This is a genomic window from Streptosporangium sp. NBC_01639, from assembly GCF_045209755.1.
Classification (GTDB): Bacteria; Actinomycetota; Actinomycetes; order Streptosporangiales; family Streptosporangiaceae; genus Streptosporangium.
This window is the reverse complement of record NZ_CP109272.1, coordinates 2665678-2689804: the sequence shown is the minus strand read 5'-3', so window position 1 is coordinate 2689804 and position 24127 is coordinate 2665678. Positions and strand designations below refer to the sequence as shown.

The window sequence follows — 24127 nt, the reverse complement described above, 5'->3', positions numbered from 1 at the left end:
AGACTTCCTCACTCGGCCGTGTGCGTGAGGATCGCGTCGGCCAGCTCCTGGTGGGTCTCCAGCGGCAGCGTGTGCCCCATGCCCGCCACGATCATCAGCCGCGCCCCCGGGATCTGCTCGGCGATGATCGCGCCGTGACCCGGTTTGACCGGCTCGTGGCTGCCCTCGATGACCAGCGTGGGCGCCTGCACCCGGTGCAGCGCGCCCACCGGCTCAAAGTCGGGGCTGGCCCCTGCGGCCAGCCGGTGGTTGGCCACCGCCGACAGGTCGCGGGCCCGGTCGTAGATGCGTTCCTGCAGTCGGCGTGCCGCGTCCTCGTCGAACGGCAGCCCGGTGCCGTGCAGCACGCGCTGCTCGGCGATCATGCTGTCGATCAGCGCGCGGCGGTCCTGGGCGGGCGGGGCGGCCATCAGCGCGCGGAAGAATTCCACGAACTCCGGCTCCGGCTCCGGCAGGCTGCCCTCGGGCTGCGGCTGGCCCATCAGGGCCCGCAGGAGCACCTGGCCCTCGCCGCCGCCGAGCGGCGAGGAGGCGACGACGGTCAGCGACCGCACCCGCTCCGGCGCCTCCACGGCGATGAGCTGGCCGAGCAGCCCGCCCGCCGAATGGCCCACCAGGTGGGCGCTGTCCAGGCCGTGGGCCTCCAGCACGCGGTAGACGTCGTTCTTGATGTCGTCCCAGGTGTACGGCTCGGCCGCGAAGTCGACGGTGCCCGACATGCCGGTGTCACGGTGGTCGTACCGGATCACCCGGCGGCCGCCGGCCGTCAGCCGGCCGACGAGCTCGTCCGGCCACAGGATGCCCTGCGACATCGAACCCATGATCAACAGGATCGGCGCGTCCGTCTCGGCGCCGAACTCTTCACTCCAGATGGTCACGTTTTGCATGCCTCAAAGCATGTCGCCTCCGGCTACGGGAGCCTTCTGTAGAACTACTAGCCGCGCCAGATCCGTACGGGAGCCGATGCCCAGCTTCGGATAGACCTTGTACAGGTGGTACTCGACCGTACGCGTGCTCAGGAAGAGCTGGGCGGCGATCTGCTTGCTCGACAACCCGTCGGCGACCAGGCCCGCGATGCGCAGTTCCTGCGGGGTCAGCGCGTCGAGCACGCTGGGGGGCGGGGCGCTGCCGGTCTCGCCCGCCGCCCGCAGCTCCTCCTGCGCGCGCCGCGCCCACGGCCGGGCGCCGGCCTGCTCGAAAATCTCCCACGCCATCCGCAGATGCGCTCGCGCCTGGCCCGGCCGCTGCGCGCGGCGCAGACGCTCACCCAGCAGCAGGGCCGTCCTGGCCGCCTCGAACGGGTTGGTGTGCAGCCGCAGCGCCTCGCCGAAAGCCTCCTCAGCCGATTCGGCCAGGCCTCGGCAGCGGGCCAGCAGCGCGCGCGACTCGGACGTCGCGGCGTGCTCGGTCGATCGCTCGTAGGCCGAAAGCGCCGCTCGGGCACCGGCCTCGTCGCCCGCCCCCACTGCGGCCTCGACCCGGTCCGGCATGGTCCGCCACGCCACGGTCGGATGCCCCGCGCCCGGCCCCGCCACCGCGATCGCCCGGAAACGGTCGTGCGCCGACGCGTAGCGGCCCAGGCACAAATCGAGCATCGCCAGCGCGTACGCGGCCACCCCCGCGCGCAGTCCCACCCGGTGCGGCAGGGCGATGGCCAGCGCCTCGCGGGCCTGCCGTTCGCAGGGCTCCTCCTCGCCGCGCAGAGCCGCCAGCACCGCCAGATTGGCCAGGTGCGCGGCCACCGTGTTCTCGTACCCGGCCTCCCGCGCCAGCGCCAGGCCCTCCTCGGAGACGGCCTGGCTGCGCGCGAGCCGCCCGGCGAGGCGGTCGGCGGTCGCCACGAACTCCAGCACGACGGGCAACTGCCCGGTCATCCCCGACACCCTGGCCACTCGCCCGGCCCGCTCGGCCATCTCGGTCGCCAGATCCGACTCGCCCAGAGCGCTGGCCGCGGCCGTCGCCCACAGGTAGCCCGCCGCATCCTCCAGCTCGCCGGCCCGCGCCAGTGCCCGCCGCAGCAGGCCCGGCCCGGCAGCGTCGCCGTTCAGAGTCAGCCCGATCCCGGCCACCGTGTCCCGCAAGAACCCCTCGGGGTGCGCCGCCGCCCGTCGGCCGAGCTCAACGATGGCCGCCGTGTCGCCGACGTACGAGGCCGCCTCCACGGCGTCGGCCAGCATGTCCAGGCTGTCGCCCGCCGCCAGGATCCGCACGGCCTCGGCGGCGTTGCCCGAGTTCAGCTCGAACCGGCCCCGGAGCTGGGCGATCTCCATCGCGAGCGGGATGTCCCTGCCGGCCCCTTCGCGTGCCTCGGCCAGCAGCGATTCCGCCTGTCCCGGCCGGCCGGCGAGCCAGGCCGCGACGGCGGCGTCCTTCAGCCGGACGGCGCGGGCGCGCGGCTCGGGGGTCAGCTCGGCGGCCCTGGTCAGGGCGGTGGCGGCGGCGCCGTACCCGCCGCGGTCGCGAGCCCGCTCGGCGGCCTCCGCCAGCGCGACGGCGACCGGCTCGGCCTGGCCCAGGGCGGCTCCGGCCAGGTGCCAGGCCCTACGGTCGCCCGCGGTCAGCTCCGCCAGGACGGCGTGCACGTGGCGGACCTCGGCGGGGGTGGCCGCCTCGTGGATCGCGGATCGCATGAGCGGGTGACGGAAGCGCACGCCTGTGCCCGACACCTCGGCCAGCCCGCTCTCCTCCAGCTCGGCGAAGGCCGCCGCCTCCGAACCCGCCGCCGCCCCGGCCGCCAGCCGCTCGGCGGCAAGCAGGACCACCTCGAGGTCGGTCTCGACGGCGGCGAGCAGGGCGACCAGCCGGGCGGGGGCCGACAAGCCGGTCACCCGGTCGCCGAAAAGCCGGGCGCCGCCGGGCAGCGGGTCGGGCAGCGGTTCGCGGCCGGCGAGTTGCGCGGGCGTCAGCCGGGCGGCGATCTCGTCCAGGGCCAGGGGGTTAGCCCCGGTCAGCGTGATGAGTTCCCGTCTCACCGGGGCGGCCAGCAGCCCGTGCCGGGACTCCAACAGCTCGGCCGCGGCGTCCTCGGGCAGGCCGCGCACGCCCACCGTCGACGGCACGCCCTTGACAGGAGCGTCGCCGCGGACGGCGAGCAACATCGCGATCCGTTCGGTACCCAGCCGCCTGGCGGCGAACAGCAGCGCGTCGGCCGAGGCCCGGTCGACCCATTGGAAGTCGTCTACCACGCAGATCAGGCCCTCCGGGCTGGCGGCCTCGACCAGCAACGACAGCACGCCGGCGCCCAGTAGGAAGCGGTCGCCCGCGCCGCCGACGGCGTGCCCCAGGGCCGCTCGCACGGCGTCGCCCTGCGGCCCTGGTAGCGCGTCGATCAATCCGGCCACCGGCCACAGCAGCTGGTGCAGCGCCGCGAACGCCAGGTCGGACTCGGACTCGACGCCGCCGGTCCGCAGCACCCTCATCGCCTCGCCCCGCGCGGCCGCTGCGTCGAGCAGGGCGGTCTTGCCCGCGCCGGCCTCACCCCGGAGTGCTACCGCCCCGCCGCAGCCATGGCGGGCCTGTGCGATCACCTCGTCGAGCGCGCTGATTTCCACAGATCTTCCGTAAAGCACAGAAACCCACTGTAAAGGGGGCGGCCGGCTCGCCTTGAAGGCCGCCGCCCTCGCCCGCGGGGCGCAGCGCCCCCTGGTATGACCCGGTGCGAGGGCGAGCCGGGCCTCATGCGGCGGGAAGCCGATCGGCAGGGCCCGCCACTTGATCCCGTACCGGGTCACATAACCGATCGCGTCGAGCGCCGCGCGCAGGTCATGCACCATCGGCCGGCCGGTGGCGGCGACCCGCTCGGCCATCACCGCCCGCGCCTCGCCTTCCAGCACCGCCCATTCGGCAACGGTCAGATCCGACGGGTATGCCGGTTTGCGGCCGTGACATCGGCACCCCAGTGAGGCGCAATCGCCGGCGTTCACGGACGCGGGCGTGTAGACAGACAATCACGGGCTCCTGGTCGCCGAGTTGCGCAGACAACACCCCAGCTACCAGGAGCCCGCTCCTGGTAGCTGGGGTATTCCGTCGAAGACGGCCTCGACCAGGGCATCCTTGGTCCCAGCCTCAGCGGCCGAATTCTTTGTCGGCAGGCTCCAAGAGTCGAGGGGTTCAGCGTGCCGTGGCCGGAACGGTGAGTTCTTCCGGTCTCGTGCCGGTGCCGACCGGTGGGCCGGGGCGGCCCTTGGGCAGGACGGTCAGCGCCACGGCCACCGCGATGGCCAGCAGGATGCCGGAGATCCCCAGGCTCAACGCGTAGCCGTGGGTGAGGGCCGTGGGATCGGTGCTCGACCCGGTGCGCCGGCCCGCGACGGTCGTGAGCACCGCCAGGCCGATACAGCCGCCGATCTGGCGGGCGCTGTTGATGAGTCCCGAGGCCATCCCGGCCTCGTGGGGCGGTGCGCCGGCGGTGGCCGCGCCCGCCAGCGGGGCCAGGCACATGCCGAGACCGATGCTGGTGACCAGCGACGGGCCCAGGACGTGGACGACGAAGCTTCCAGTGGGGCTGATGAGGCTGAACCAGCCGAAGCCCGCCGCGGCGAGGAGGCCACCGGGGACCAGTAGAGCGCGGAGGGTGAGGCGACGTGCCGCCCTGGTGGCGATCACGGTGCCGCAGATCAGACCGGCGCTGAAGGGGAGGAAGGCCGCTCCGGTCGCGGCCGGGCTCATACGCAGCACTCCCTGCATGTACAGCGAGACGAAATAGAAGGCGGCGAACTGGCCCGCGAACAGGAGGAACACGAAGAGGTTGGCTCCGGCCACCGTCCGGTTGGCCAGCAGGCCCAGCCGGAACAGGGGAGCCTTGGCGATTCTTGCCTCCACCAGGATGAATCCGGAGAGGAGCACCGCGGCGACGGCCAGGGTGCCGAGGGTCTCCGCCGAGGTCCAGGGGTGGTCGTGGGTGCGGACGACGCCGAAGACCAGCAGGCCCAGACCGCAGGTTCCGAGAACCGCGCCGAGCAGGTCAAGCCGTCCGCGGTGCGGGCCGGGGGAGTCGGCGGGCACCGTCACCGCTGTCAGGGCGAGCGCGCCGACGACGACGGGCACATTGATCAGCATCACCCACCGCCACCCCGCGTACTCGGTCAGCAGACCGCCGGCCATCACGCCCACGGCGCCGCCCGTGCCGGCCACGGCGCCCCATACGCCCAGGGCCCGGGCGCGGGCGCGCCCTTCGGTGAAGGTCGTGGTCAGCATGGCCAGGGCCGAGGGGGTCAGCGCGGCCGCCGCCAGGCCCTGCACCGCTCGGGCGGTGACCAGTTGGCCGGGTGACTGCGCCAGCCCGCCGGCCAGAGAGGCGAGGCCGAACAGTGCGAATCCGAGCACGAACAGCCGCCGCCGCCCGTACAGGTCACCCGCCCGGCCGCCGAGCAGCAGGAGTCCGCCGAGCAGCAGGGCATAGGCGTCCACGACCCACTGCAGCCCGGCCGGATCGAAACCGAGGCCCGAGCGGATCGCGGGCAGGGCGACGTTCACCACGGACATGTCCAGCGACACCATGAACTGCGCGATGGCCACCACCACCAGGATCAGCGAAGGTTTTCCCATCCATTTTTTATACATGTATAAAAATTAGCCTCGCCGCTCTCCCGGCGTCAACCTCGCTCGGTGCCGCCCCTCGGGATGGGCGATGATGGGCCCATGTCGTCAGCAACTCCGCACCGTCCCCGCGCCGGTAGGCCGCCCAGGATCTCCCGGCGGGAGATCCTGGACGCGGCCCTTCGGATCATCGAGCGCGACGGTATGGAGAGCCTCACGATGCGGCGGTTGGCCAAGGACGTCGGCAGCACTCCCATGGCGCTCTACCACCACGTACAGGACAAGGAAGAGCTCCTGCTGCTGCTCCTCGACGACTACGCCGGGCAGCTGCCGCGCCCGGTCCTGCCGGAGGAGCCCCGGGAGCGGCTCGTCGCCGCCGCGCAGGCGATGCACGACAGCCTGGCCGGTTGCCCGTGGATCGTCGAGGTCCTCACCGCCGACGATCTGCTGTCGGCCTCCGCGCTCTGGTTTCCGGAGAACATCGTCGACTCCGCCGTGAAGTGCGGCCTGACACCCGAACAGGGCGTGCACGCCTACCGGGCCATCTGGTACTACACCGCCGGAGAGATCATCATCCGCGCCGCCGCCACGCGCCGCCGGGACGCCGACCGGCCGACCTACCGAGACCAGGTCTTCGCCGACCTGGACCCGCAGGCCCTGCCGCGGCTGGCGTCCCTGGGGGGTCGCTGGAACGCGCTGACCGCCGAGGACACCTACCGGCAAGGCCTGATCGCCCTCGTCGACGGGCTCCTCGGGCCTTAGCGGATGTTCCTCAACGGCGGTCGATACCCCGAGGCCGCCGGGGCGGGACCACAGCCTGATCGTTTGCTGTATCGGCAACTTTACTTGTCAGGTCAGCGGCCGCGCCGCACCGTGGACGCAGATGATGAGCAGAAGGAGCGCACGGTGAACGAGATGTACGACGTGGTGGTGGTGGGCGGCGGCGCGGCCGGGCTGAGCGGGGCCCTGGCGCTGGTGCGAGCGCGGCGGTCGGTGCTGGTGGTGGACGCCGGGGAGCCGCGCAACGCCCCGGCCGGGCACGTGCACAACTACCTGGCCCGGGAGGGTACGCCGCCTGCCGAGCTGGTGGCCGCCGGGCGCGACGAGGTGACCCGATACGGCGGCGAGATCGTCGCCGGATACGCCGAAGCCGCAACGAAGGAGGGCGACGGGTTCCTTGTGAAGCTGGACGGCGGACGCGGCGTGCGGGCGCGGCGGCTGCTCGTGACGACCGGGCTCGTCGACGAGCTGCCCGACGTGCCCGGGGTGGCCGAGCGGTGGGGTCGCGACGTGCTGCACTGTCCGTACTGCCACGGCTGGGAAGTCCGCGACCGGCGGATCGGCGTGCTGGCCACCGGGCCGATGGGCCCGCACCAAGCGCACCTGTGGCGTCAGTGGAGCCCGCACGTCCTGCTCCTGCTGCACGGCACCCCGCCACCGGGCGCCGAGGAGGCCGAGCGGCTCGCGGCCCGCGAGATCGCCGTCGTGGACGGCCCGGTCGCGGGGCTTGAGGTGGCCGGCGACGCGTTGACCGGGGTGCGGCTGGCTTCGGGCGAGGTCGTCACGCTCGACACGGTGGTCGTCGCGCCCCGGTTCACCGCTCGCGCGGGTGTGCTGGAGTCGCTCGGGCTGAAGCCGGTCGACCTGGAGATGGGTGGGCACGTCCTCGGCAGTCAGGTCCCCGCCGACTCGACCGGGGCCACCGACGTGCCCGGTGTGTGGGTGGCGGGCAACGTGGCCGACGTGCGCGCCCAAGTGATCACGGCCGCTGCGGCGGGCCTGAACGCCGGCGCGGCGATCAACGCCGACCTCATCGCCGAGGAGACCCGCGCCGCCGTCGACGCGTACCGGCACCGGATCGACACGATGTTCGGGGAGGCCGCCTGGGAGGAGCGCTACCGCGCCAAGCCGGCGATCTGGAGCGGACGCCCCAACCCGCAGCTCGTCGCCGAGGCCACCGGCCTGACCCCGGGCCGGGCGCTCGACGTCGGCTGCGGCGAGGGCGCCGACGCCGTCTGGCTCGCCGGGCGGGGCTGGCGGGTGACGGCGGTCGATATCTCCGCCACCGCACTTGAGCGCGCGGCCTCCCACGCTGCGGACGCCGGGGCGGAGGTCGCCGCACGTATCAGCTGGGCACAGGGGGACCTGGGTGACCGGGTGCCCGCCGAGGGCGGGTACGACCTCGTGTCGTCACAGTTCATGCACCTGCCCGGCGAGCAGCGCCGGCCCCTGTTCGCCCGGCTGGCCGCCGCGGTGGCCCCGGGCGGCACCCTGCTGATCGTCGGGCACCACCCGTCCGACCTGCGGACCACGGCCCACCGGATGCACTTCCCGGACATGATGTTCACCGGTGAGGAGGTCGCGGCCTCCCTCGACCCCGCCGGGTGGGAGGTGGTGGTCGCCGAGGCCCGGCCGCGTGTCGCGGTCTCCCCCGAAGGGGGCGACATCACCATCCACGACGCCGTCCTGGTCGCGCGCCGCCGCGGGTGAACCGCCCGGTAACCGTCGCACCCATCGAAGTCTGCCGCTCACGATTCGTGGCGCCCGTCAGCTGCCGACCAGCTCAACGGCGGGTGTCGCGGAATCATGGGCTCCTGCCCGCCAGGCCGTGTCAGGCACGGTCGAAGAGGTCTGTTGACAGACCTTGATCGCCGATCATACGCTGCGACGGGCATCCCCAAATGGGGAATGCGAATTCCGTGCACGATTAATCGTGGAGGTTTTCATGAGTCCTGCGGAGATTGCTCAGATCAAGAGCAGCCTGATGGCGGGGAACGGCTCCAGGCAGTCGCTCGGCACGCCTTTTGCCGACGAATTGGAGCAGCTGGCGGCGGACTTCGTCGGCTGTGTCAACAGCGGCGGATTCAGTTCCGGCATCTAAACTGAAACTCAGTATCCCTCCACCTTTCATTAGGGAGAGGGATGCTTTCATTGGTGGCGGGGGTAGGTCGTGTCGGAATTAATCCAGCTTGCCGTGTCCAATCGCAAGGAATGGCCGGAGAGCGGCCTGGACGTGGCGGCGCTGCGCGCCGGAGAATGGCAGCAGCCGCCATTCGATCTGTTTATCGTCAAGATTCATGAGCGCTGCAATCTGGCATGCACGTACTGCTATATGTACGAAATGGCAGATCAGTCGTGGCTCGGTCGGCCGATGGCGATGGCCGGCGAGACCATCGACGCACTCGCCAGGCGCATTTCCGAGCACGTCGACGCGCACGATTTGAAAACCATCTATGTGGTCCTCCACGGGGGCGAGCCCCTGCTGGCCGGTCCTGACATGATCGACCATTTTGTGCGCACCGTGCGCGGCGCCGTCGAAGACCGGGCCGAAGTGCGGTTCAAAATGCAGACGAACGGTCTGCTGCTCGACGAGCGGATGCTCGACGTGTTGCTCGCTCACGATGTCCGCATCGGGGTGAGTTTGGACGGCGGCATGAAGGAGAACGACCGGAGCCGTAAATACCGCAACGGTCGGGGCAGCTATTCGGATGTGGCGCGCGCAATGGAGCTCCTCGGCTCCGGGCGGTTCCGGCGGTCCTTCTCCGGATTCCTCTGCGCCATCGACCTGAGAAATGACCCGATAGAGTGCTACGAGGCGCTGGCTGAATTCTCTCCGCCGGCCATCGATTTCATGCTTCCCCATGCGAACTGGACGACCCCTCCGCCGCGCGCCGAGAGTGGTTCCAGCCCCGCGCCGTACGCGGACTGGCTGATCCGGATATACGAATACTGGCGAAAGAATCCGGACAAGCCGAAGGTGCGGTTCTTCCAGAACATCTTCCGGCTGTCGCTGGGCGGCCCCAGCACGGTGGAATACATAGGACTGTCACCGGTCCGGCTCGTCGTCATCGACACCGACGGCAGTCTCCAGCAGGCCGATTCGCTGAAGTCGACCTTCCCGGGAGCCCCCGAGACCGGGCTGAACGTCTTCGAGCACAGCTTCGACACGGCCCTGGACCACCCGGCGGTGATCGCCCGGCAGATAGGCGTCTCAGGCCTCAGCGCGACGTGTCAGGCATGCGCAATCAGCGACGTGTGCGGCGGCGGGCACTACACACACAGATATCGCAGTGGCTCGGGATTCCTCAACCCGTCGGTATATTGCGCCGATCTGATGCGCCTGGTCACACATATTCAGCAGGACATGAGACGAGAGCTTCTCGCGGACAGGGAAGCGTCGGATGCCTGAACTCCGCATCCCCCCATACCGGCTTCCAGGGGGAGCGAAACCGTTCGCCCGGCGCCTGCGCGCGCTGTTGTCCGCAGGCCGGCCCGCCGCCTGCCCCGTGCCCATCGGCCTTGCGGCTCCGCAGCCGCTGTCGGATACGGTCGCGATCTGTACGCACGCCATCGCCAGGCACCTGGTGGAGGGTGACGCCGCCGCCTTGCCGATCTTCAATACCCGGCCGCCCGACACGTGGCGGATTCTCACCGCGGCCAGTCGGAACCGCCCGGACGCCTTCACCGAGGAGTTCGGCGACCTGCCCGCCGACCTGGCGTCAGACCTCTGGCTCCAGGTCGATCAGGTGTGCCGCGACAGGGACTCTCTCCCGCCCCCCGCGTTACGCGCCGCCGCCGACCTGCTACTCCGCTTGGGATACCCGAAGAAGGCGGCCGAGCTTCTCGGCATGTCCGGGACGAAGGCCGACGCTCATCGCTTCAATCCCCGGCTCGCCCGCGAGGAGATGTCGGTTCTCTTCAGATTTCACCATGACTCGGCCCAGCTTGAGCAGCTCGCACTGAATGCGGCGGCGGACGAGGAAATCGACGCGTACGCGCGCCTCATGTTGGCGAACTTCATCGTGGTGCGTAACGGCAAGAGAGGGACCGACACGCCGGAGGCACATCAGGCGGCGGAGTTGGGCAGAGCGGCGCTGGCATCCCTCGACGACACGGAAACGGTCAAAGCTCTGGCCGAGCACACCTGGTTGCGCGCGGTGGCCTACCTTCCCTTCCTGAAGTCGGACGTCAAGGCCACGCTCGCGATACTCGACCGCGCGGAGGAGTGTCTCGCCCTCGGACGGCCCTCGCAGGGGACGTTGCGCATTCTGGCCTGGGAGGATCACGCCACGCCCCTGTACGAGACGCTGGCGAAGACCCTCATCCTCTTCGGCCAGGCAGAGCGGGCCGTCGCGGCGACGGACCGGTTGGTCGAGCTCAACCCGCACGATCACCGGACATGGAACCGCCGCGGGCAGGCCCTTGTCGCGGCGGGGCGCATCGACGAGGCGCTGCACGCGTTCGAGCGCACGCTCCCGCTGGGCGGCATCGCGGTCGCCGAAGCGGCCTTCCACCTGGGCTGGGTCTACGAACAACTGGGGAAGCCGGACCTCGCTCGCGACCACTACCTGCTGTCCCAACGGGTGGATCCCACAGTCGACGTGGTGGATGAGCGGTTGAAGAACCTGCCGCAATGACGGTGATCGACGAGAAGCCCCCGGCGTTATGGCGGAACAGGAACTTCGTCCTCCTCTGGATCGGCTCCGCGGCGTCCGTCATGGGCAGCCGGGTCTCCAGCATCGCGCTTCCCCTGCTCGTGCTGGCACTGACCGGTTCGCCGGTGCAGGCGGGCTGGGTCGCGTTCGCCGGCATGCTCCCCGACCTCCTGCTCTACCTGCCGGCGGGCCCCCTCGTCGACCGGTGGGACTGGCGGAGAGTGATGGTGCTGTCCGAGCTCGGACGGGGACTGGCCGTCTGCGCCCTGGTCATCTCCTTGGTCTTCGGGACTCCGGGCATCGCCCTCATCATCGCGGTCGCCTTCGTCGAAGGGGCCCTGGGCGTTTTCTACCGCCTGGCCGAGCGGCTCTCCGTCCCGTCGGTCGTACCCGAGGGCCAGATCGCGGGTGCCCTGGCGGCGAACGAGACCCGGATGAATTCCGCCCTGCTGCTGGGCCGCTCGCTGGGCGGCTTCCTCTTCGGCCTCGGACGGGTCGTCCCCTTCGTCGTCGACGCACTCTCGTTCGCCGTCTCGTTCGGGACGCTCGTCTCAATGCGGGGGACCGTCAGGCGGCCGACCCGCGAGCGACGGCACATCCTGCGGGAGATGATCGAAGGGCTCAGCTGGGTGGGACGCGACCCGTTCCTGCGAGCCGACCTCGTGGTGACGGTGGGCGTGGGCATCTGCGTGCACGCGCTGATCCTCACCTTCCTGGCGGGCGCCCAGCAGCACGGGGTGTCGCCGTTCCTGATCGGGGTGACCCTCTCGATGCCGGGTATCGGCGGGGTGGTCGGCGCACTCGTCGCAGCCCCGATCTTCCGGCGCTTCGGCTTCTCGGTGACTCTCGCGCAAATGTGGATCTGGGCCGGCGCGCTCGCCTTCCCGCTCCTGGGCGTCGGTATCCTCCCGGTGGCGGGTGCCCTGCTGGTCACCGGGTTCGTCGGCTCGGTGGGAAACGTGTCCATGAACATGTATCTGGTTCGGCAGGCCCCCGCGCACATGCTGGGCCGGGTGTCCGGCGTCGCACTCATGGCGCTGTTCGTCGGCAACGCGGTGGGGCCTCTCTACGGCGGATTTCTCGCAGAGCACCTGGGCGTCGACGCCGTCGCGCCGATCCTGTTCGCCGGAATGCTGCTCCTCGCCGTCTGGGCCACCACCGTTCCGGCCATCCGCCGTCCGCCGGCCTTCATGGCCGGATCCACCGCCTGAAGGAACGGTCGCGAGTGAGCCGCCGGGGTATCACGTCCGAGAAGGGCGCACCGGCCGTGACCGCCTCGTCCGCTATGGCTTCGCGTACTTCTCCAGATCGTCGAGGATCTTCCCGGCGGCGGTGACACCGATACCGGTCATCCAGGTCTCGTCGTCGACGTTGTGGGCCTTGCCGTCCTTGACCGGCGGCAGGTTCTTCCAGAGTGGGCCGCCGATGACCGTGGCCTGGCTCTCCGCGGCCTTGGCGCCGTAGGCGCTGTAGAAGAGCACGTCGCCGCCGGCCTGGGAAAGGTTCTCCTGGCTCAGCTCGCCGAACCGCTTGTCCTGGGCGGTTGCCAGGCGCTGCGGTTCGGGACGACCGAAACCGGCGTCGCCGACGACGATGCCGCTGAACGACTCGGGGCCGTACATCCGGATCTGCGCGGGCATGAAGCGGATGATGCTCACGTTGACCGCGTCGGAGCCGCCGAGGGACCGTGCCCGGGTCTGGTAGTCGGCGAGGAGCTTCTCCGCCTGCGCCTTCCTGCCCAGCGCGTCGGCGTCGAGGAGCAGGTTCTCCTTCCACGTGGTCCCGACCTTCTCGGTGAACACGGTGGGGGCGATCTGGCGGAGCTTGTCGTAGAACTGTTCCTGCCGGAACTTCGTGCCGAGGATCAGGTCCGGCTTGAGCGCGGCGATGGCCTCAAGATTGAGCGCCTGGAGGGTGCCGACCGGCTTGGTGGCGTCCAGGGTGGATCCCAGGTATTTCGGCCATGCCTGGTTCTCGGCCGCCTGCGCGGCACCGACCGGTGTGAGGCCCAGGGAGACCATGGTGTCAAGCTTGTCGGTGTCGAGCACGATAACCCGCTTGGGGGATTCAGGGACCTTCGTCTCGCCCATCGCGTGCTTGATCGTGCGGGTCGAACCCTCGGCGGCCTGGTCGTCGGCGGAGGAGCCGCAGGCCGTGAGAGCGAGGGCGGACAGCAGGACGGCGGCCGCGGCCCTGGCCATACGGATGGTCATCGGATCCCCTCGGGAGTTTAGGTAAGGCATGCCTGAGGGTAGTTGTGGTCATCTACTGGTCAAGCTCCGACCCAGCCGAAACGTCCCTGAAACACCGCATGGCCGAGATTCACAGATGCGAAACACACACGGTTGTGGCCTGAAACGGCAGAAGAAGACGCTTTGGCGCAACGTCAGTGCGCGGCCGGTCGACGAAGCCCAGGAAGCGTTCACTGCGACCGTGAAATCGGCCACACGCCATTTGTAAGGGAGGGTCGCGTCGAATGAAGATCGATGGCGGCACCACTGCCTGGATGCTCACAGCCACCGCACTGGTGTTGCTGATGACTCCCGGGCTCGCGTTCTTCTACGGGGGCATGACCAGGGCCAAGAGCGTTCTCAACATGATGATGATGTCGTGGGTCAGCATCATCGTCGTGACGATCGCCTGGGTTCTCTACGGCCACTCACTGGCCTTCGACGTTGCCGGAGACGGTACGGGCATCGTCAACAAGCTCATCGGCGGTCTTGACAACCTCGGCCTGGCCGGGATGGTGGAGACCGCGACCAAGGATGACGGCACGGGGATGCCGAGCCTGGTCTTCTCCATGTTCCAGATGACCTTCGCGATCATCACAGTGGCCCTGATCAGTGGTGCGCTCGCCGACCGCGTCAAGTTCGGCGCCTGGGTCGTCTTCGGCCTCGTCTGGGTGAGCCTCGTCTACTTCCCCGTGGCCCACTGGGTGTGGGGCGGCGGCTGGCTGAGCAGCCTCGGCATCGAGGACTTCGCCGGAGGCACGGTCGTGCACATCAACGCCGGTGCCGCGGCCCTGGCGGTCGCGCTCGTGATCGGCAAGCGCGTCGGCTGGGGCAAGGACCCGATGCGGCCCCACAACCTCACGCTCGTTCTGCTGGGTGCCGGTCTGCTGTGGTTCGGCTGGTTCGGTTTCAACGCCGGCTCCGAGCTCGCCGTGGACGGGACGACCGGTCTGGCGTTCATCAACACCCAGATCGCCACCGCGGTCGCCGCCGGCGCCTGGCTGCTGGTGGAGAAGCTCCGTGACGGTCACTCCACCAGCCTCGGTGTGGCCTCGGGCGCCGTCGCCGGTCTGGTCGCCATCACCCCGGCCTGTGGCTTCGTCGACCCCTGGGCGGCGTTCGTCATCGGCGCGATCGCCGGTGTCGTCTGCGCCTACGCGGTCGGCCTGAAGTACAAGCTGGGTTACGACGACTCCCTCGACGTGGTCGGCGTCCACCTGGTCGGCGGTGTCGTCGGCGCGGTGGCGCTCGGTTTCGTCGCGGCCTACCCGTTCGCCGACGGCCAGGAGAAGGGGATCCTCCTCGGAGGCCCGATCTCCCAGCTCGGCGTGCAGGTGCTGGGGCCGGTCGCGGTCGGCCTCTACTCCTTCGTCGTATCGTGGATCGTCGCCAAGGTCATCGACAAGACGATGGGCTTCCGGATCAACACCGAGGAAGAGATCACCGGCATCGACATCACCTCCCACGCCGAGACCGGTTACGACCTCGGCACCATCCACTCCTCAGGCGTGGCCGCCGTCAACGGTCCGGTCGTCGCCCCGGCGTCCAAGAAGGTCGACGCATGAGACTCATCACCGCGGTCATCAAGCCCTTCAAGCTCGATGACGTGAAGGCAGCCCTGGAGCAGTTCGGCGTCAAGGGCATGACGGTCAGCGAGGCCAGCGGGTACGGCCGCCAGCGCGGCCACACCGAGGTCTACCGGGGCGCCGAGTACCAGGTGGACCTGGTGCCCAAGGTCCGGCTTGAGGTGCTCGCCGAGGAGGAGGACGCCGAGGACGTCATCGACGTCATCGTCAAGGCCGCGCAGACCGGCAAGATCGGCGACGGCAAGGTCTGGTCCGTTCCGGTGGACACGGTGATCCGGGTCCGCACCGGAGAGCGCGGACCCGAGGCGCTCTAGCCGGTGAGAGGCGAAACCCGCTCGTACGCCGCGGCCCGTAAGGAACGGGCCGCGGACATCGACCGCTGGCTGACGGACCTGATCCGAAGTGCCTGCGGCGTGCCGTACGGGCGCACCGCGAAGAACGGGGATCCCAGAAACACCGACGAGCGCGGCGCCCTCAGTGGCGTCGCGCTCGTCGCGGTCGGCAGCCTGGGCCGCGCGGAGCTCGCTCCGGGCAGCGACCTGGATCTGGTCCTCCTGCACAACGGCCGCGACGACGTGGCACAGATCGCCGACCGCATCTGGTATCCCGTCTGGGACTCCGGGGTCGGTCTGGACCATTCGGTGCGGACCGTGGACGAGGCGGCCGTGGTCGCCAGGGATGATCTCAAGGCGGTGCTCGGGCTGATCCAGGCCCGGCACGTGGCGGGGGATCCCGAGCTGACGCGGGCGGCGCGAGAGGTCGTGCTGTCGGAGTGGCGGTCCGACTCCAAGCGCCGGCTGGGTGAGCTGCGCGACGCGACCGACAAGCGCGCCGAAGCGAGCGGTGAGCTGTCGTTCCTGCTCGAACCCGATCTCAAGGACTCGCACGGCGGGATCCGCGATGTGCAGGCGATGCAGGCCGTGGCCGCCGCCTGGGTCGCCTCGGCCCCGGGCCCCCGGGTCCGTGAGGCCTACGAGCTTCTGCTCGACGTACGGCATGCGCTGCATCTGGTGACCGCCCGGGGGGCCGACCGCCTGGTGCTCCAGGAGCAGGACGCAGTCGCCGGGATGCTGGGCCTGCTCGACGCCGAGGCACTGATGCGCAGGCTCGCCGAGGCCGGGCGGACGGTCGCCCACGCCTTCGACGCCACCTGGCGCACCGTCGACCGGTTGCTGACGGGCCCCGCGCCGAGGGGCCGCCGTCCGCTCGCCGACGGCGTCGTCGAGCACGGTGGCGAGGTCGTGCTCGCCCGCGGAGTCAATCCGCGCAAGGACCCGGTGCTCGTGCTCCGGGCCGCCGCGGCCGCCGCCGAGGCGGGGCTGCCTCTCGCACCCGCCACCGTGAACGCGCTGGCCGCCCAGTCCCCGCCGCTCCCGGTCCCATGGCCGGACGATGCGCGGGACGCGCTGGTCGCGCTGCTCGGCACGGGCCGCGCGGCGGTGCCGGTCTGGGAGGAGCTGGACCAGGCGGGGGTGCTGGTCCGGCTGCTGCCCGACTGGGAGCGGGTGCGGCATCGCCCGCAGCGCAACCCCGTGCACCGTTACACGGTGGACCGCCATCTGATCGAGGCCGCCGCCGGGGCCGCCTCGTTCACCCGTGAGGTGTCCCGGCCCGATCTGCTGCTCATCTCCGCCCTCCTGCACGACATCGGCAAGGGCTGGCCCGGTGACCACTCGACCACCGGTGCGGTCGTGGCCCGCGACATCGGCACCCGGATCGGCCTGTCCCCGGCCGACGTGGACATCCTGGAGACCGTGGTCCGCCACCACCTGCTGCTGCCCGAGACGGCGACCCGCCGTGACCTGGACGACCCGGTGACGATCTCCCGGGTGGCGCAGGCCGTCGGCTCGCGCGAGGTCCTCGAACTGCTGGCCGCGCTCGCCGTGGCCGATGGCAACGCGACCGGTCCGGCGGCCTGGAACTCCTGGAAGGCCTCCCTGGTCGCCGATCTGGTCCGCCGGGTGCGCTCGGTCCTGTCCGGCACCCCGCTGCCGCCCGCGCCGGCGCTCTCGACGGCCCAGGCGTCTCTCGCCCGGCACGGCGGCGGTGCCATCCGGGTCAACGGGGGAGCGGTCACCGTGGTCGCCCCCGACCGGGCGGGGCTGCTCTGGCGTGCGGCCGGGGTGCTGGCCGCGCACCGGATGGTGGTCCGCGCCGCCTCGGCCGCCTCTGCGGGGTCCACCGCCGTCATCGAGTTCTCGGTGGTCCCCGAGTACGGCTCACCGCCCGATCCGGCGACGCTGGAGGCCGATCTGCGGCTGGTTCTGGCCGGTCGGCTCGACATCGAGCAACGCCTGGCCAGGAGGACCCGGTCCATGCGGCCGGCCCGGGTGCCGGTGGCTCCGCCGCGGGTCACGCTCGTCGACGACGCGTCCAACACGGCGACCGTCGTGGAGGTCCGCGCGCACGACCGTCCCGGCCTCCTGTGGCGGATCGGCAGAGCTTTTGGGGACTGTGGTCTTGACGTACGCGCTGCGCGTGTAGAGACTCTCGGCGCAGAGGTGGTGGACGTCTTCTATGTCGTGGATCGGGTCGGGCGTCCTCTGACCGATGAGGCTCAGCGGGCACAAGTACGGGACCACGTGCTCGCCGCCTTGAAATAACCGCAGGCAGTCGTTCTCTCGTCACCTTCGTAACAATTAAGTCCGGTTTGTCGGATATGTCGAATTCGTCCCGTGACCTTGTGGTCTGATGTTGTGCCACATATGTCGTGACGGTGAGGGGTAACGAGAGCGGTGACGGCGACATCCGAGAGCGGCGGTGCTCCGGCACACGACCGTGGTAAGCGGCCTGCCGCCCGGTTCGGCCTGCGGAATTGGCGCGTGCGGTCGCGTCTCACGGCGCTGATCCTGGTGCCGACCGTGGTGGGCGTCCTGCTCGGCGGAACCCGCGTGGTCGCCTCTGTCGACAACGTGACGGGCTACCAGCGGACCGCGTCGGCGGCCGAGTACTCCGGTGATCTCCGCAACCTGGCCCAGGCCCTCGGCCTGGAACGCGACCGGACGGCGTGGGCTTCGTTCCAGCCCTCGAACAAGGGGCTGAAGAGCAGCGCCGAGGAACAGCGCAAGACCGTTGACGCGCTGGTCGGCAGGGTCCGGCTGGACCTGGAGGCGCTCGACGAGTCCTACGGCGACCGGGCGGTCAATGCCGCCAAGGACGTGACCTACCAGCTCGCCGGCCTGAAGGAGCTGCGCCAGCTGTCCGGAACGACGCAGGCGGAGCGGTACGCCTACATGATCTCCCCGTTGCTCCAGCTCCACGAGGAGCTCACGCTGGTCAGCGAGGACACGGAGATCGTCGGCAACATGCGTGCGCTCAGCGCACTGGCCTACGCCAAGGAGGAGGTCTCCAAGGAGCGGGCCCGCCTGCTGGCCGGCTACTACGCGCCCTCGCTGATCAACGCCCAGGAGATCGAGAAGTTCATCGCCTCCCGGTCGCGCCTGGAGGAGTACAAGGCGGACTTCGGTGTCGAGGCGGGCCCGGAGAGCAGCCAGCTCCTGGTCAAGGCCATGATCGACGAGAAGATGCACCGCGCCGAGCTGACCAAGTCCAGGGCGATCGTGCTCGCCAGCGACCCGGGCAACACCGGGCGCCTGCTCTCCGACTTCAACCAGGTCAAGCAGTGGTTCTCGGACAACGCCGCGGTCCTGGACGCGATGCGGAAGGTCGAGACCAAGGTCGCCGCCGATGTGATCACCCGGGCCCGCATGCTGGAGGAGACCGAGCAGCGCAACGCGATCATCGTCTCCGGGATCATCCTGCTCAGCCTGCTCCTGATCCTCGTCCTGACCATCCTGATCGCCCGGTCGATGGTCCTGCCGCTGCGCCGCCTGCGCGCCGAGGCGCTGGACGTCGCCGGATTCACCCTTCCCGAAGCCGTACGCAGGCTCCGGGTCTCCGGAAACTCGCAGGCCCCCGACATCGCCCCCATCTCGGTCGACACCAAGGACGAGATCGGGGAGGTCGCCAAGGCCTTCGACGAGGTCCACCGGCAGGCCGTACGGCTGGCCACCGAGGAGTCCGAGCTCCGCTCCAACATCAGTGCGATGTTCGTCAACCTGTCGCGCCGTACCCAGACACTGGTGGAGCGGCAGATCTCGCTGATCGACGGCCTGGAGAAGGGCGAGGAGGACGGCGGCCGCCTGGCGGACCTGTTCAAGCTCGACCACCTCGCCACCCGTATGCGGCGCAACTCCGAGAACCTCCTGGTCCTCGCCGGGCACGAGCCGACCCGCAGGCGCAGCCAGCCGGCCAAGCTCGTCGACGTCGTGCGCGCCTCGCTGTCGGAGGTCGAGGACTACGAGCGGGTCCAGATCAAGGTGCACCGCACGATCTCGGTCGCCGGAAGCACCGCCAACGACATCGTCCACCTGGTCGCCGAACTGGTGGAGAACGCCATCCAGTTCTCCCCGCGGGCCAGCCAGGTCGTGGTCTCCAGCAGCATGATCGAAGGCGGCGGAGCACTGCTCGCGGTCAGCGACGCCGGCATCGGCATGACCACCGACGAACTGATCGAGACCAACCGGCGCCTGGCCGACCCGCCCGTCGTCGACGTCTCGGTGTCACGGCGGATGGGCCTGTTCGTGGTCGGCCGGCTGGCCCTGCGGCACGGTATCCGCGTCCAGCTCCGCCCGCAGGAGGCCGGTGGCCTCATCGCCATGGTCCTCTTCCCGCCGGAGCTCGTCGTCGAGGCGGTCCAGCCGCCCATCACCCCGTCATGGGGCACAGAGTCGCAGGCCCAGCAGGCTTCCGGGCAGGCTTCCCCGTTCGGCCAGAGCTCGTTCGGGCACGCCTCGTCCGGGCAGGACTCCCCGTTCGGCCAGAGCTCGTTCGGACACACCTCGTTCGGACACACTTCGTCCGGACACACCTCGTCCGGGCAGAGCTCCTTCGGCCAGGGTTCGTTCGGGCAGGTCCCCGAGCCGGAGTCCGCCCCGTTCGGCTCCACGTCGTTCCCGGCGCTCGGACGGCAGCAGGACGAGCCCGCCGCCCCGGTGACGGGCGGCCACCCCCTCCCCAAACGTCAGGTCCCGGGTGCGAACGGTGCCAGGAGCATTCCGAACTCCGGCTCCCCGCCCTGGGAGCAGACCTCCGAGGAGGACCCGGCGACCGCCTCGATGCCGGCCGTACGGGTCTCCCCGCTCGAATCCGAACAGGAGGAGTACCTGCCGATCTTCGCCGCCACCGAGTCGGCCTGGTTCCGCCGGTCCGCCGACCCGGACGGCCGCGAGGCCGGAGAGTACGCACGGCACGCGGCGTCTCCGCAGCCTGGCCTGCCCGATCCGGTGATCGAGGCGCCCACACCCGTGAACGGCATGCCGGTCCAGGAGTGGGTGCCGGCCCGGGAGTCGGACGGCTGGCAGACCGCGGCCGACGCCGGGTGGCAGGCCGCCCAGGCGGCGAGCGACCCAGCCCTCGGCGGGCTCACCTCCTCGGGCCTGCCCAAGCGCACGCCCAAGGCCAACCTGGTGCCCGGTGCCGTGACCGCCGCGCCGTCCAGCCCGATGCCGCCGCTCTCGCCCGAACGGGCACGCAACCGTCTGTCGAGTTTCCAGCAGGGGGTACGGCGGGGCCGTGCCGAACTGAACGAGAATCCCGCCAGGAACCTGGCGGCCGATGAGGAGGGCTCGTGACGACTCTCAGCCATGAGGCGCGTAAGTTCGACTGGCTGATCACCGAGTTCGTCCGCGGCACCCCCGGTGTCGCACACGCGGTGTGCGTCTCCGCGGACGGACTGCGGATCGCCAGCTCGGAGGGTTTCCCGGATGACCGGGCCGATCAACTGGCCGCCGTCGCAGCCGGTCTGCTCAGCCTGACGGTAGGCGCGTCCCGGGTGTTCGAGGGCGGGGCCGTGACCCAGACGGTGGTCGAGATGGAGCGCGGCCTGATGCTGGTCATGGCGATCAGCGACGGTTCCGTGCTCGCCGTCCTGGCCTCCCCCGACTGCGACATGGGCCTGGTCGCCTACCAGATGACCCTGCTCGTGGACCGAGCCGGTCAGGTGCTCACCCCGGCTCTCCGGGCCGAGCTGCAGACCTCCCGGGGGCGGTAGTGACCGAGCTCTGCACGGGAGAGGGACGTGCTCGGGCATGACGGAACCGGGGACGACGAGCCCCTGTTCCGTCCGTATGCAGTAACCGGTGGCCGTTCCGAGCCCCGGTATCACCTGGCGATGGAGACCCTGGTCTCCTCCTCGTTCATCATGGATGAGGAGTTGGCTTTGCTCACCCCCGAGCAGGATGCCATCATCAGGCTCTGCCGCGCGTTCCGGTCGGTCGCCGAGATCTCGGCGCTGCTGAGGGTCCCGCTCGGCGTGGCCCGCGTGCTGGTGGCGGACATGGCGGACGAGGGGCTCGTCCGTCTCCACCAGCCACGCCTCGACCAGGGGCAACCGGATCTCAACATGCTCGAAAGGGTGCTCAGTGGACTTCGCAGACTCTAACCATGCCGGCCTGACGTCGACGAAGATCGTCGTCGCGGGTGGGTTCGGCGTCGGCAAGACCACGTTCGTGGGCGCCGTGTCGGAGATCCTCCCGCTGACCACGGAGGCGGTGATGACCGACGCCAGCGCCGGCATCGACGACCTCGGCCTCACCCCGAACAAGGCGACGACCACGGTCGCGATGGACTTCGGCCGTCTCTCACTGGACCGTGACCTGATCCTGTACCTGTTCGGTACGCCGGGTCAGCACCGGTTCTGGTTCATGTGGGACGACCTCGTGAAGGGCGCGATCGGCGCGGTCGTCCTGATCGACACCCGGCGCCTGGCCGACGGCTTCCCCGCGATCGACTACTTCGAGGAGGCCAAGCTCCCCTTCGTGGTCGGCGTCAACGGCTGGGACGGGCAGTTCCACCACACGGAGGAGGAGGTGCGGGAGGCCCTGGCCCTCGCACCCCATGTGCCCATCGTGCGCACCGACGCCCGTTCCCGTGACTCCGTCAAGAGCACGCTGATCACGCTGGTCGAGCACGTTCTGCGGGTCCGGTCGGCCTACGGGACGTCGGTCTGAGCCGCTGCCCCGCGTCTCGTCGAGACGGGGGCGCGACGGGCGGCCGACCCCGGCGGGCAATCCGGCCAAGGTGAGAGTGCAGGGCGCGCGGGCGCGCGCCCGGGACGGCTTCGGCTCTCAGGACCGCTGGGCCAGCCACCACTGCGCGGCGACGAGTTCGGCGACCAGGGTCTCGGTGAGCAGGGCGACCCCGGGATCGTCGTCGTGGAGGTAGCGGACGGCGGCTCGGGCGCCCGGCAGTTCGCCGCCGACGGTGAGCACGGTGGAGCCGCGCTCGCTGATCCAGTCCATCGCCTGACCGTCGTAACGGGAACCGGGGAACAGGATGGCGCGATAGTCGAGGGTCTTGGTCAGGTAGACGTCCACATGGGACCAGTCGCCGGTCTCGCAGGCGTCGGCGGCACGGCGGGGGCCCTCACGGAACATCAGGGCCGACTGCTGGGCCGAGGACAGGCGTTCGGCGGGAGCGATCGTGTAGACCCCGGCCGGACCGTCGAGCAGGGCCATCGCCTCCTCCAGCCACTGGCCCCGGCGCTCCAGCAGGTCGGCGGTGGCCTCGGCCGTACGGTGGAGCAGGCGGGGCACGTCCAGGCCGGGCTCGTCCAGGGCGGTGCCGGGGACGCCGGACGCGCCGCCCGCGCCGGTGAGGCGGTTCCGCAGGGCCAGGAGCAGGCCGACGGTGTGCTGGAAGGTCCGGCAGGACACGCCGCCGCGCTCCTCGCCGGCGAGCATCGGCACCACCAGGTCGGCACCCTCGGTGATCGCCGAGCCGGGCTGGTTGGTCAGCGCCAGCACGAAGGAGCGGCCATGGTGGGGGGCGACCGCGTCGAGGGTCTCCCGGCTGCCGCCGGTGGCGGAGACCGCGACGACCAGGGTGTCGGGCGACGCCGGGGAGGAGATGCCGGCCGAGGCGTACTCGGCGACCGCGTCGACGCCCACCGCCCTCAGCCGCAGCGCGGCGACCCCGGCGGCGTATCGGGAACTGCCCATGCCGAGGAAGACCACCCGCCGGATCCCGGCCGGGATTTCGTCGAACGGGTCGGCTGTCGTCAGGGCGCTCGCCAGTCCGGCCAGCGCGGACGGCTTGGCCTCCAGGTCTGCGAGGTACAGCTCGGGGTCCACTGTCTCTCCTTGATTCGGTCGGCGGTACGGGGATCGGCTGGCGATGCGGGCATGGCCGCCGGGACGGGGCGGCTACCGGTACCAGGACCGGAGGACGCCCATGGGGGCGTAACGCCAGCGGGGGAGATGGCGGGCGGCGTAGACGAGCTCCCGGCACTCCTGCTCGATCTCGAACGGGCGGACCAGGGAACGATCCAGCAGGGCGGCGTGGCCGTGCCCGTCGAGGCGGGCGAGATAGGCGGACTCCAGGGCGTCGCGGGCGGCGGCGGTCCACGCGGCGATCACCACGGGATGGGCGTCACGGCGCCTGACGGCGACCTGGCCGACGTGTTCGAGGCTGGTGGTCAGCTGGGCGAGGTCGCGGGCGGCGGGCTGGAAGGGGTCGGCGCCGGTGACCGTCGGATTGCCGTCGAAGTCGATCACCGCGTAGCCGTCCCGCCAGCGGAGTATCTGGCCCACATGCAGGTCGCCGTGGATGCGGATCAGCGGGGTGGCGGCCGACCAGGTCAGCGGGGTGAGCTCGGCGCGGAGCGCGTCGGCGTGGGCCGCGAGCCAGTCGCCGTCCTCGCCGTCGGTCAGCGCGAGCGCCTCGTCCAGCGCGGCCCCGGCGCGGACGGACCAGGCGGTCACCCCCGCCTCCGGTACGGCGGGCACCCGCCGTACCGGGTCGGGGAAGGTCGTGGACGGGGTGGCCAGCGCGGCGTGCAGGTCAGCGGCCAGGGCGCCCAGGTCGGCGGCGAAGCCGATCCCGCCGGAGACGGCCTCGTCGACGCACCACTCCCAGCCGTCCCCGGCATCCGGCAGATAGGCGGTGACCAGGGCGAGCAGCAGCTCACCGCCGTCGTCGTCGCGGCGGGACACGGCCGCGTACGGCGTGGCGGTGGCGGTGAAGCCGACCGAGGTCAGGTGGGCGAACACGTCCGGGGTCGGCTGGGGGAGCGGTGCCGGTGGAGTGAGCCATTTGACGACCACGCTCTCGCCGACCACCACCGACCTGTTGGTCTGGTCCACGTCGAAGCCCCGTTCGGGCACCGGAGACCCGGCTCCGGCGGCCGGTAACAGTTGAACATCGGTTGAAAATACGGAGGCCGATGTGCCAGGGAGCGGGTGGAAGCGGCGGACCGTGAACGGGTCCGGAACATCGCAGCTCAGAGCAGCGACCAGCGCGCCGGTTCGACCGTCGCCAGGACTCGGCACGGTACCGA

General features: G+C 70.6%; 19 protein-coding genes. 13 read left to right on the top strand and 6 right to left on the bottom strand.

The window, feature by feature from the left end:
* Positions 1–8: 8 nt before the first annotated feature.
* The 3 genes from OHA77_RS12065 to OHA77_RS12055 form a co-directional block, all read right to left on the bottom strand.
* Positions 9–887 carry an alpha/beta fold hydrolase gene (locus tag OHA77_RS12065; protein WP_326820534.1) on the bottom strand — a complete coding sequence of 293 codons (879 nt, stop codon included), beginning with the start codon at positions 885–887 and terminating at the stop codon, positions 9–11.
* A gap of 3 nt (positions 888–890) precedes the next feature.
* Positions 891–3947, bottom strand: a complete 3057-nt coding sequence (locus OHA77_RS12060) for a LuxR C-terminal-related transcriptional regulator (RefSeq protein WP_406318096.1) — start codon at positions 3945–3947, stop codon at positions 891–893.
* 163 nt (positions 3948–4110) lie between these two features.
* Positions 4111–5547, bottom strand: coding sequence for an MFS transporter (locus tag OHA77_RS12055; RefSeq protein ID WP_406318095.1), 1437 nt, complete (start codon positions 5545–5547; stop codon positions 4111–4113).
* A 93-nt stretch (positions 5548–5640) separates the two neighbouring features.
* Here OHA77_RS12055 and OHA77_RS12050 point away from each other — a divergent pair, with 93 nt between their 5' ends.
* The 6 genes from OHA77_RS12050 to OHA77_RS12025 all read left to right on the top strand — a co-directional run bounded on the left by OHA77_RS12050 (position 5641) and on the right by OHA77_RS12025 (position 12184).
* On the top strand, positions 5641–6300 hold the full coding sequence (locus OHA77_RS12050) for a TetR/AcrR family transcriptional regulator (RefSeq protein ID WP_406318093.1): 660 nt from the start codon (positions 5641–5643) through the stop codon (positions 6298–6300).
* A 153-nt stretch (positions 6301–6453) separates the two neighbouring features.
* Positions 6454–8028 carry a methyltransferase domain-containing protein gene (locus OHA77_RS12045; RefSeq protein WP_406319814.1) on the top strand — a complete coding sequence of 525 codons (1575 nt, stop codon included), beginning with the start codon at positions 6454–6456 and terminating at the stop codon, positions 8026–8028.
* Between the two features lie 235 nt (positions 8029–8263).
* Positions 8264–8419 carry a hypothetical protein gene (locus OHA77_RS12040; RefSeq protein WP_406318092.1) on the top strand — a complete coding sequence of 52 codons (156 nt, stop codon included), beginning with the start codon at positions 8264–8266 and terminating at the stop codon, positions 8417–8419.
* A gap of 93 nt (positions 8420–8512) precedes the next feature.
* A complete protein-coding gene (locus tag OHA77_RS12035) occupies positions 8513–9727 on the top strand; it encodes an FxsB family cyclophane-forming radical SAM/SPASM peptide maturase (protein ID WP_406318090.1) in 1215 nt (404 codons plus the stop codon).
* Positions 9720–10955, top strand: coding sequence for a tetratricopeptide repeat protein (locus tag OHA77_RS12030; RefSeq protein WP_406318089.1), 1236 nt, complete (start codon positions 9720–9722; stop codon positions 10953–10955). Before OHA77_RS12035 ends, OHA77_RS12030 begins: the two co-directional genes overlap by 8 nt.
* Complete coding sequence (locus OHA77_RS12025; protein WP_406318087.1) at positions 10952–12184, top strand: MFS transporter; 1233 nt, start codon at positions 10952–10954, stop codon at positions 12182–12184. The genes OHA77_RS12030 and OHA77_RS12025 overlap by 4 nt, the downstream gene beginning before the upstream one ends.
* 72 nt (positions 12185–12256) lie before the next feature.
* On the opposite strand, the gene OHA77_RS12020 is transcribed toward OHA77_RS12025, so the two are convergent.
* On the bottom strand, positions 12257–13186 hold the full coding sequence (locus OHA77_RS12020; RefSeq protein WP_406318085.1) for an ABC transporter substrate-binding protein: 930 nt from the start codon (positions 13184–13186) through the stop codon (positions 12257–12259).
* A gap of 263 nt (positions 13187–13449) precedes the next feature.
* Here OHA77_RS12020 and OHA77_RS12015 point away from each other — a divergent pair, with 263 nt between their 5' ends.
* The 7 genes from OHA77_RS12015 (at position 13450) to OHA77_RS11985 (ending at position 21800) form a co-directional block, all read left to right on the top strand.
* Entirely contained in the window at positions 13450–14769 is a 1320-nt protein-coding gene (locus tag OHA77_RS12015; protein WP_326820545.1) for an ammonium transporter, read from the top strand.
* Positions 14766–15104 (top strand): P-II family nitrogen regulator, encoded by a 339-nt coding sequence (locus tag OHA77_RS12010; RefSeq protein ID WP_196449393.1) that lies wholly within the window; start codon positions 14766–14768, stop codon positions 15102–15104. The genes OHA77_RS12015 and OHA77_RS12010 overlap by 4 nt, the downstream gene beginning before the upstream one ends.
* Positions 15105–15107: 3 nt before the next feature.
* The gene (locus tag OHA77_RS12005) at positions 15108–17393 is read left to right on the top strand and encodes a [protein-PII] uridylyltransferase (RefSeq protein WP_406318084.1); all 2286 of its coding nucleotides are present in this window, start codon (positions 15108–15110) and stop codon (positions 17391–17393) included.
* Between the two features lie 219 nt (positions 17394–17612).
* Positions 17613–20423 (top strand): nitrate- and nitrite sensing domain-containing protein, encoded by a 2811-nt coding sequence (locus OHA77_RS12000; RefSeq protein WP_406318083.1) that lies wholly within the window; start codon positions 17613–17615, stop codon positions 20421–20423.
* Positions 20420–20842 carry a roadblock/LC7 domain-containing protein gene (locus tag OHA77_RS11995; RefSeq protein WP_184756144.1) on the top strand — a complete coding sequence of 141 codons (423 nt, stop codon included), beginning with the start codon at positions 20420–20422 and terminating at the stop codon, positions 20840–20842. Before OHA77_RS12000 ends, OHA77_RS11995 begins: the two co-directional genes overlap by 4 nt.
* A gap of 27 nt (positions 20843–20869) precedes the next feature.
* Positions 20870–21232 carry a DUF742 domain-containing protein gene (locus OHA77_RS11990; RefSeq protein WP_326820548.1) on the top strand — a complete coding sequence of 121 codons (363 nt, stop codon included), beginning with the start codon at positions 20870–20872 and terminating at the stop codon, positions 21230–21232.
* Positions 21213–21800, top strand: coding sequence for an ATP/GTP-binding protein (locus OHA77_RS11985; protein ID WP_326820549.1), 588 nt, complete (start codon positions 21213–21215; stop codon positions 21798–21800). The genes OHA77_RS11990 and OHA77_RS11985 overlap by 20 nt, the downstream gene beginning before the upstream one ends.
* Before the next feature lie 117 nt (positions 21801–21917).
* Here OHA77_RS11985 and OHA77_RS11980 read toward each other — a convergent pair whose 3' ends face one another.
* The gene (locus OHA77_RS11980; protein WP_326820550.1) at positions 21918–22922 is read right to left on the bottom strand and encodes an SIS domain-containing protein; all 1005 of its coding nucleotides are present in this window, start codon (positions 22920–22922) and stop codon (positions 21918–21920) included.
* Positions 22923–22994: 72 nt separating this feature from the next.
* Positions 22995–23954 (bottom strand): hypothetical protein, encoded by a 960-nt coding sequence (locus tag OHA77_RS11975; protein ID WP_326820551.1) that lies wholly within the window; start codon positions 23952–23954, stop codon positions 22995–22997.
* Positions 23955–24127: the final 173 nt, after the last annotated feature.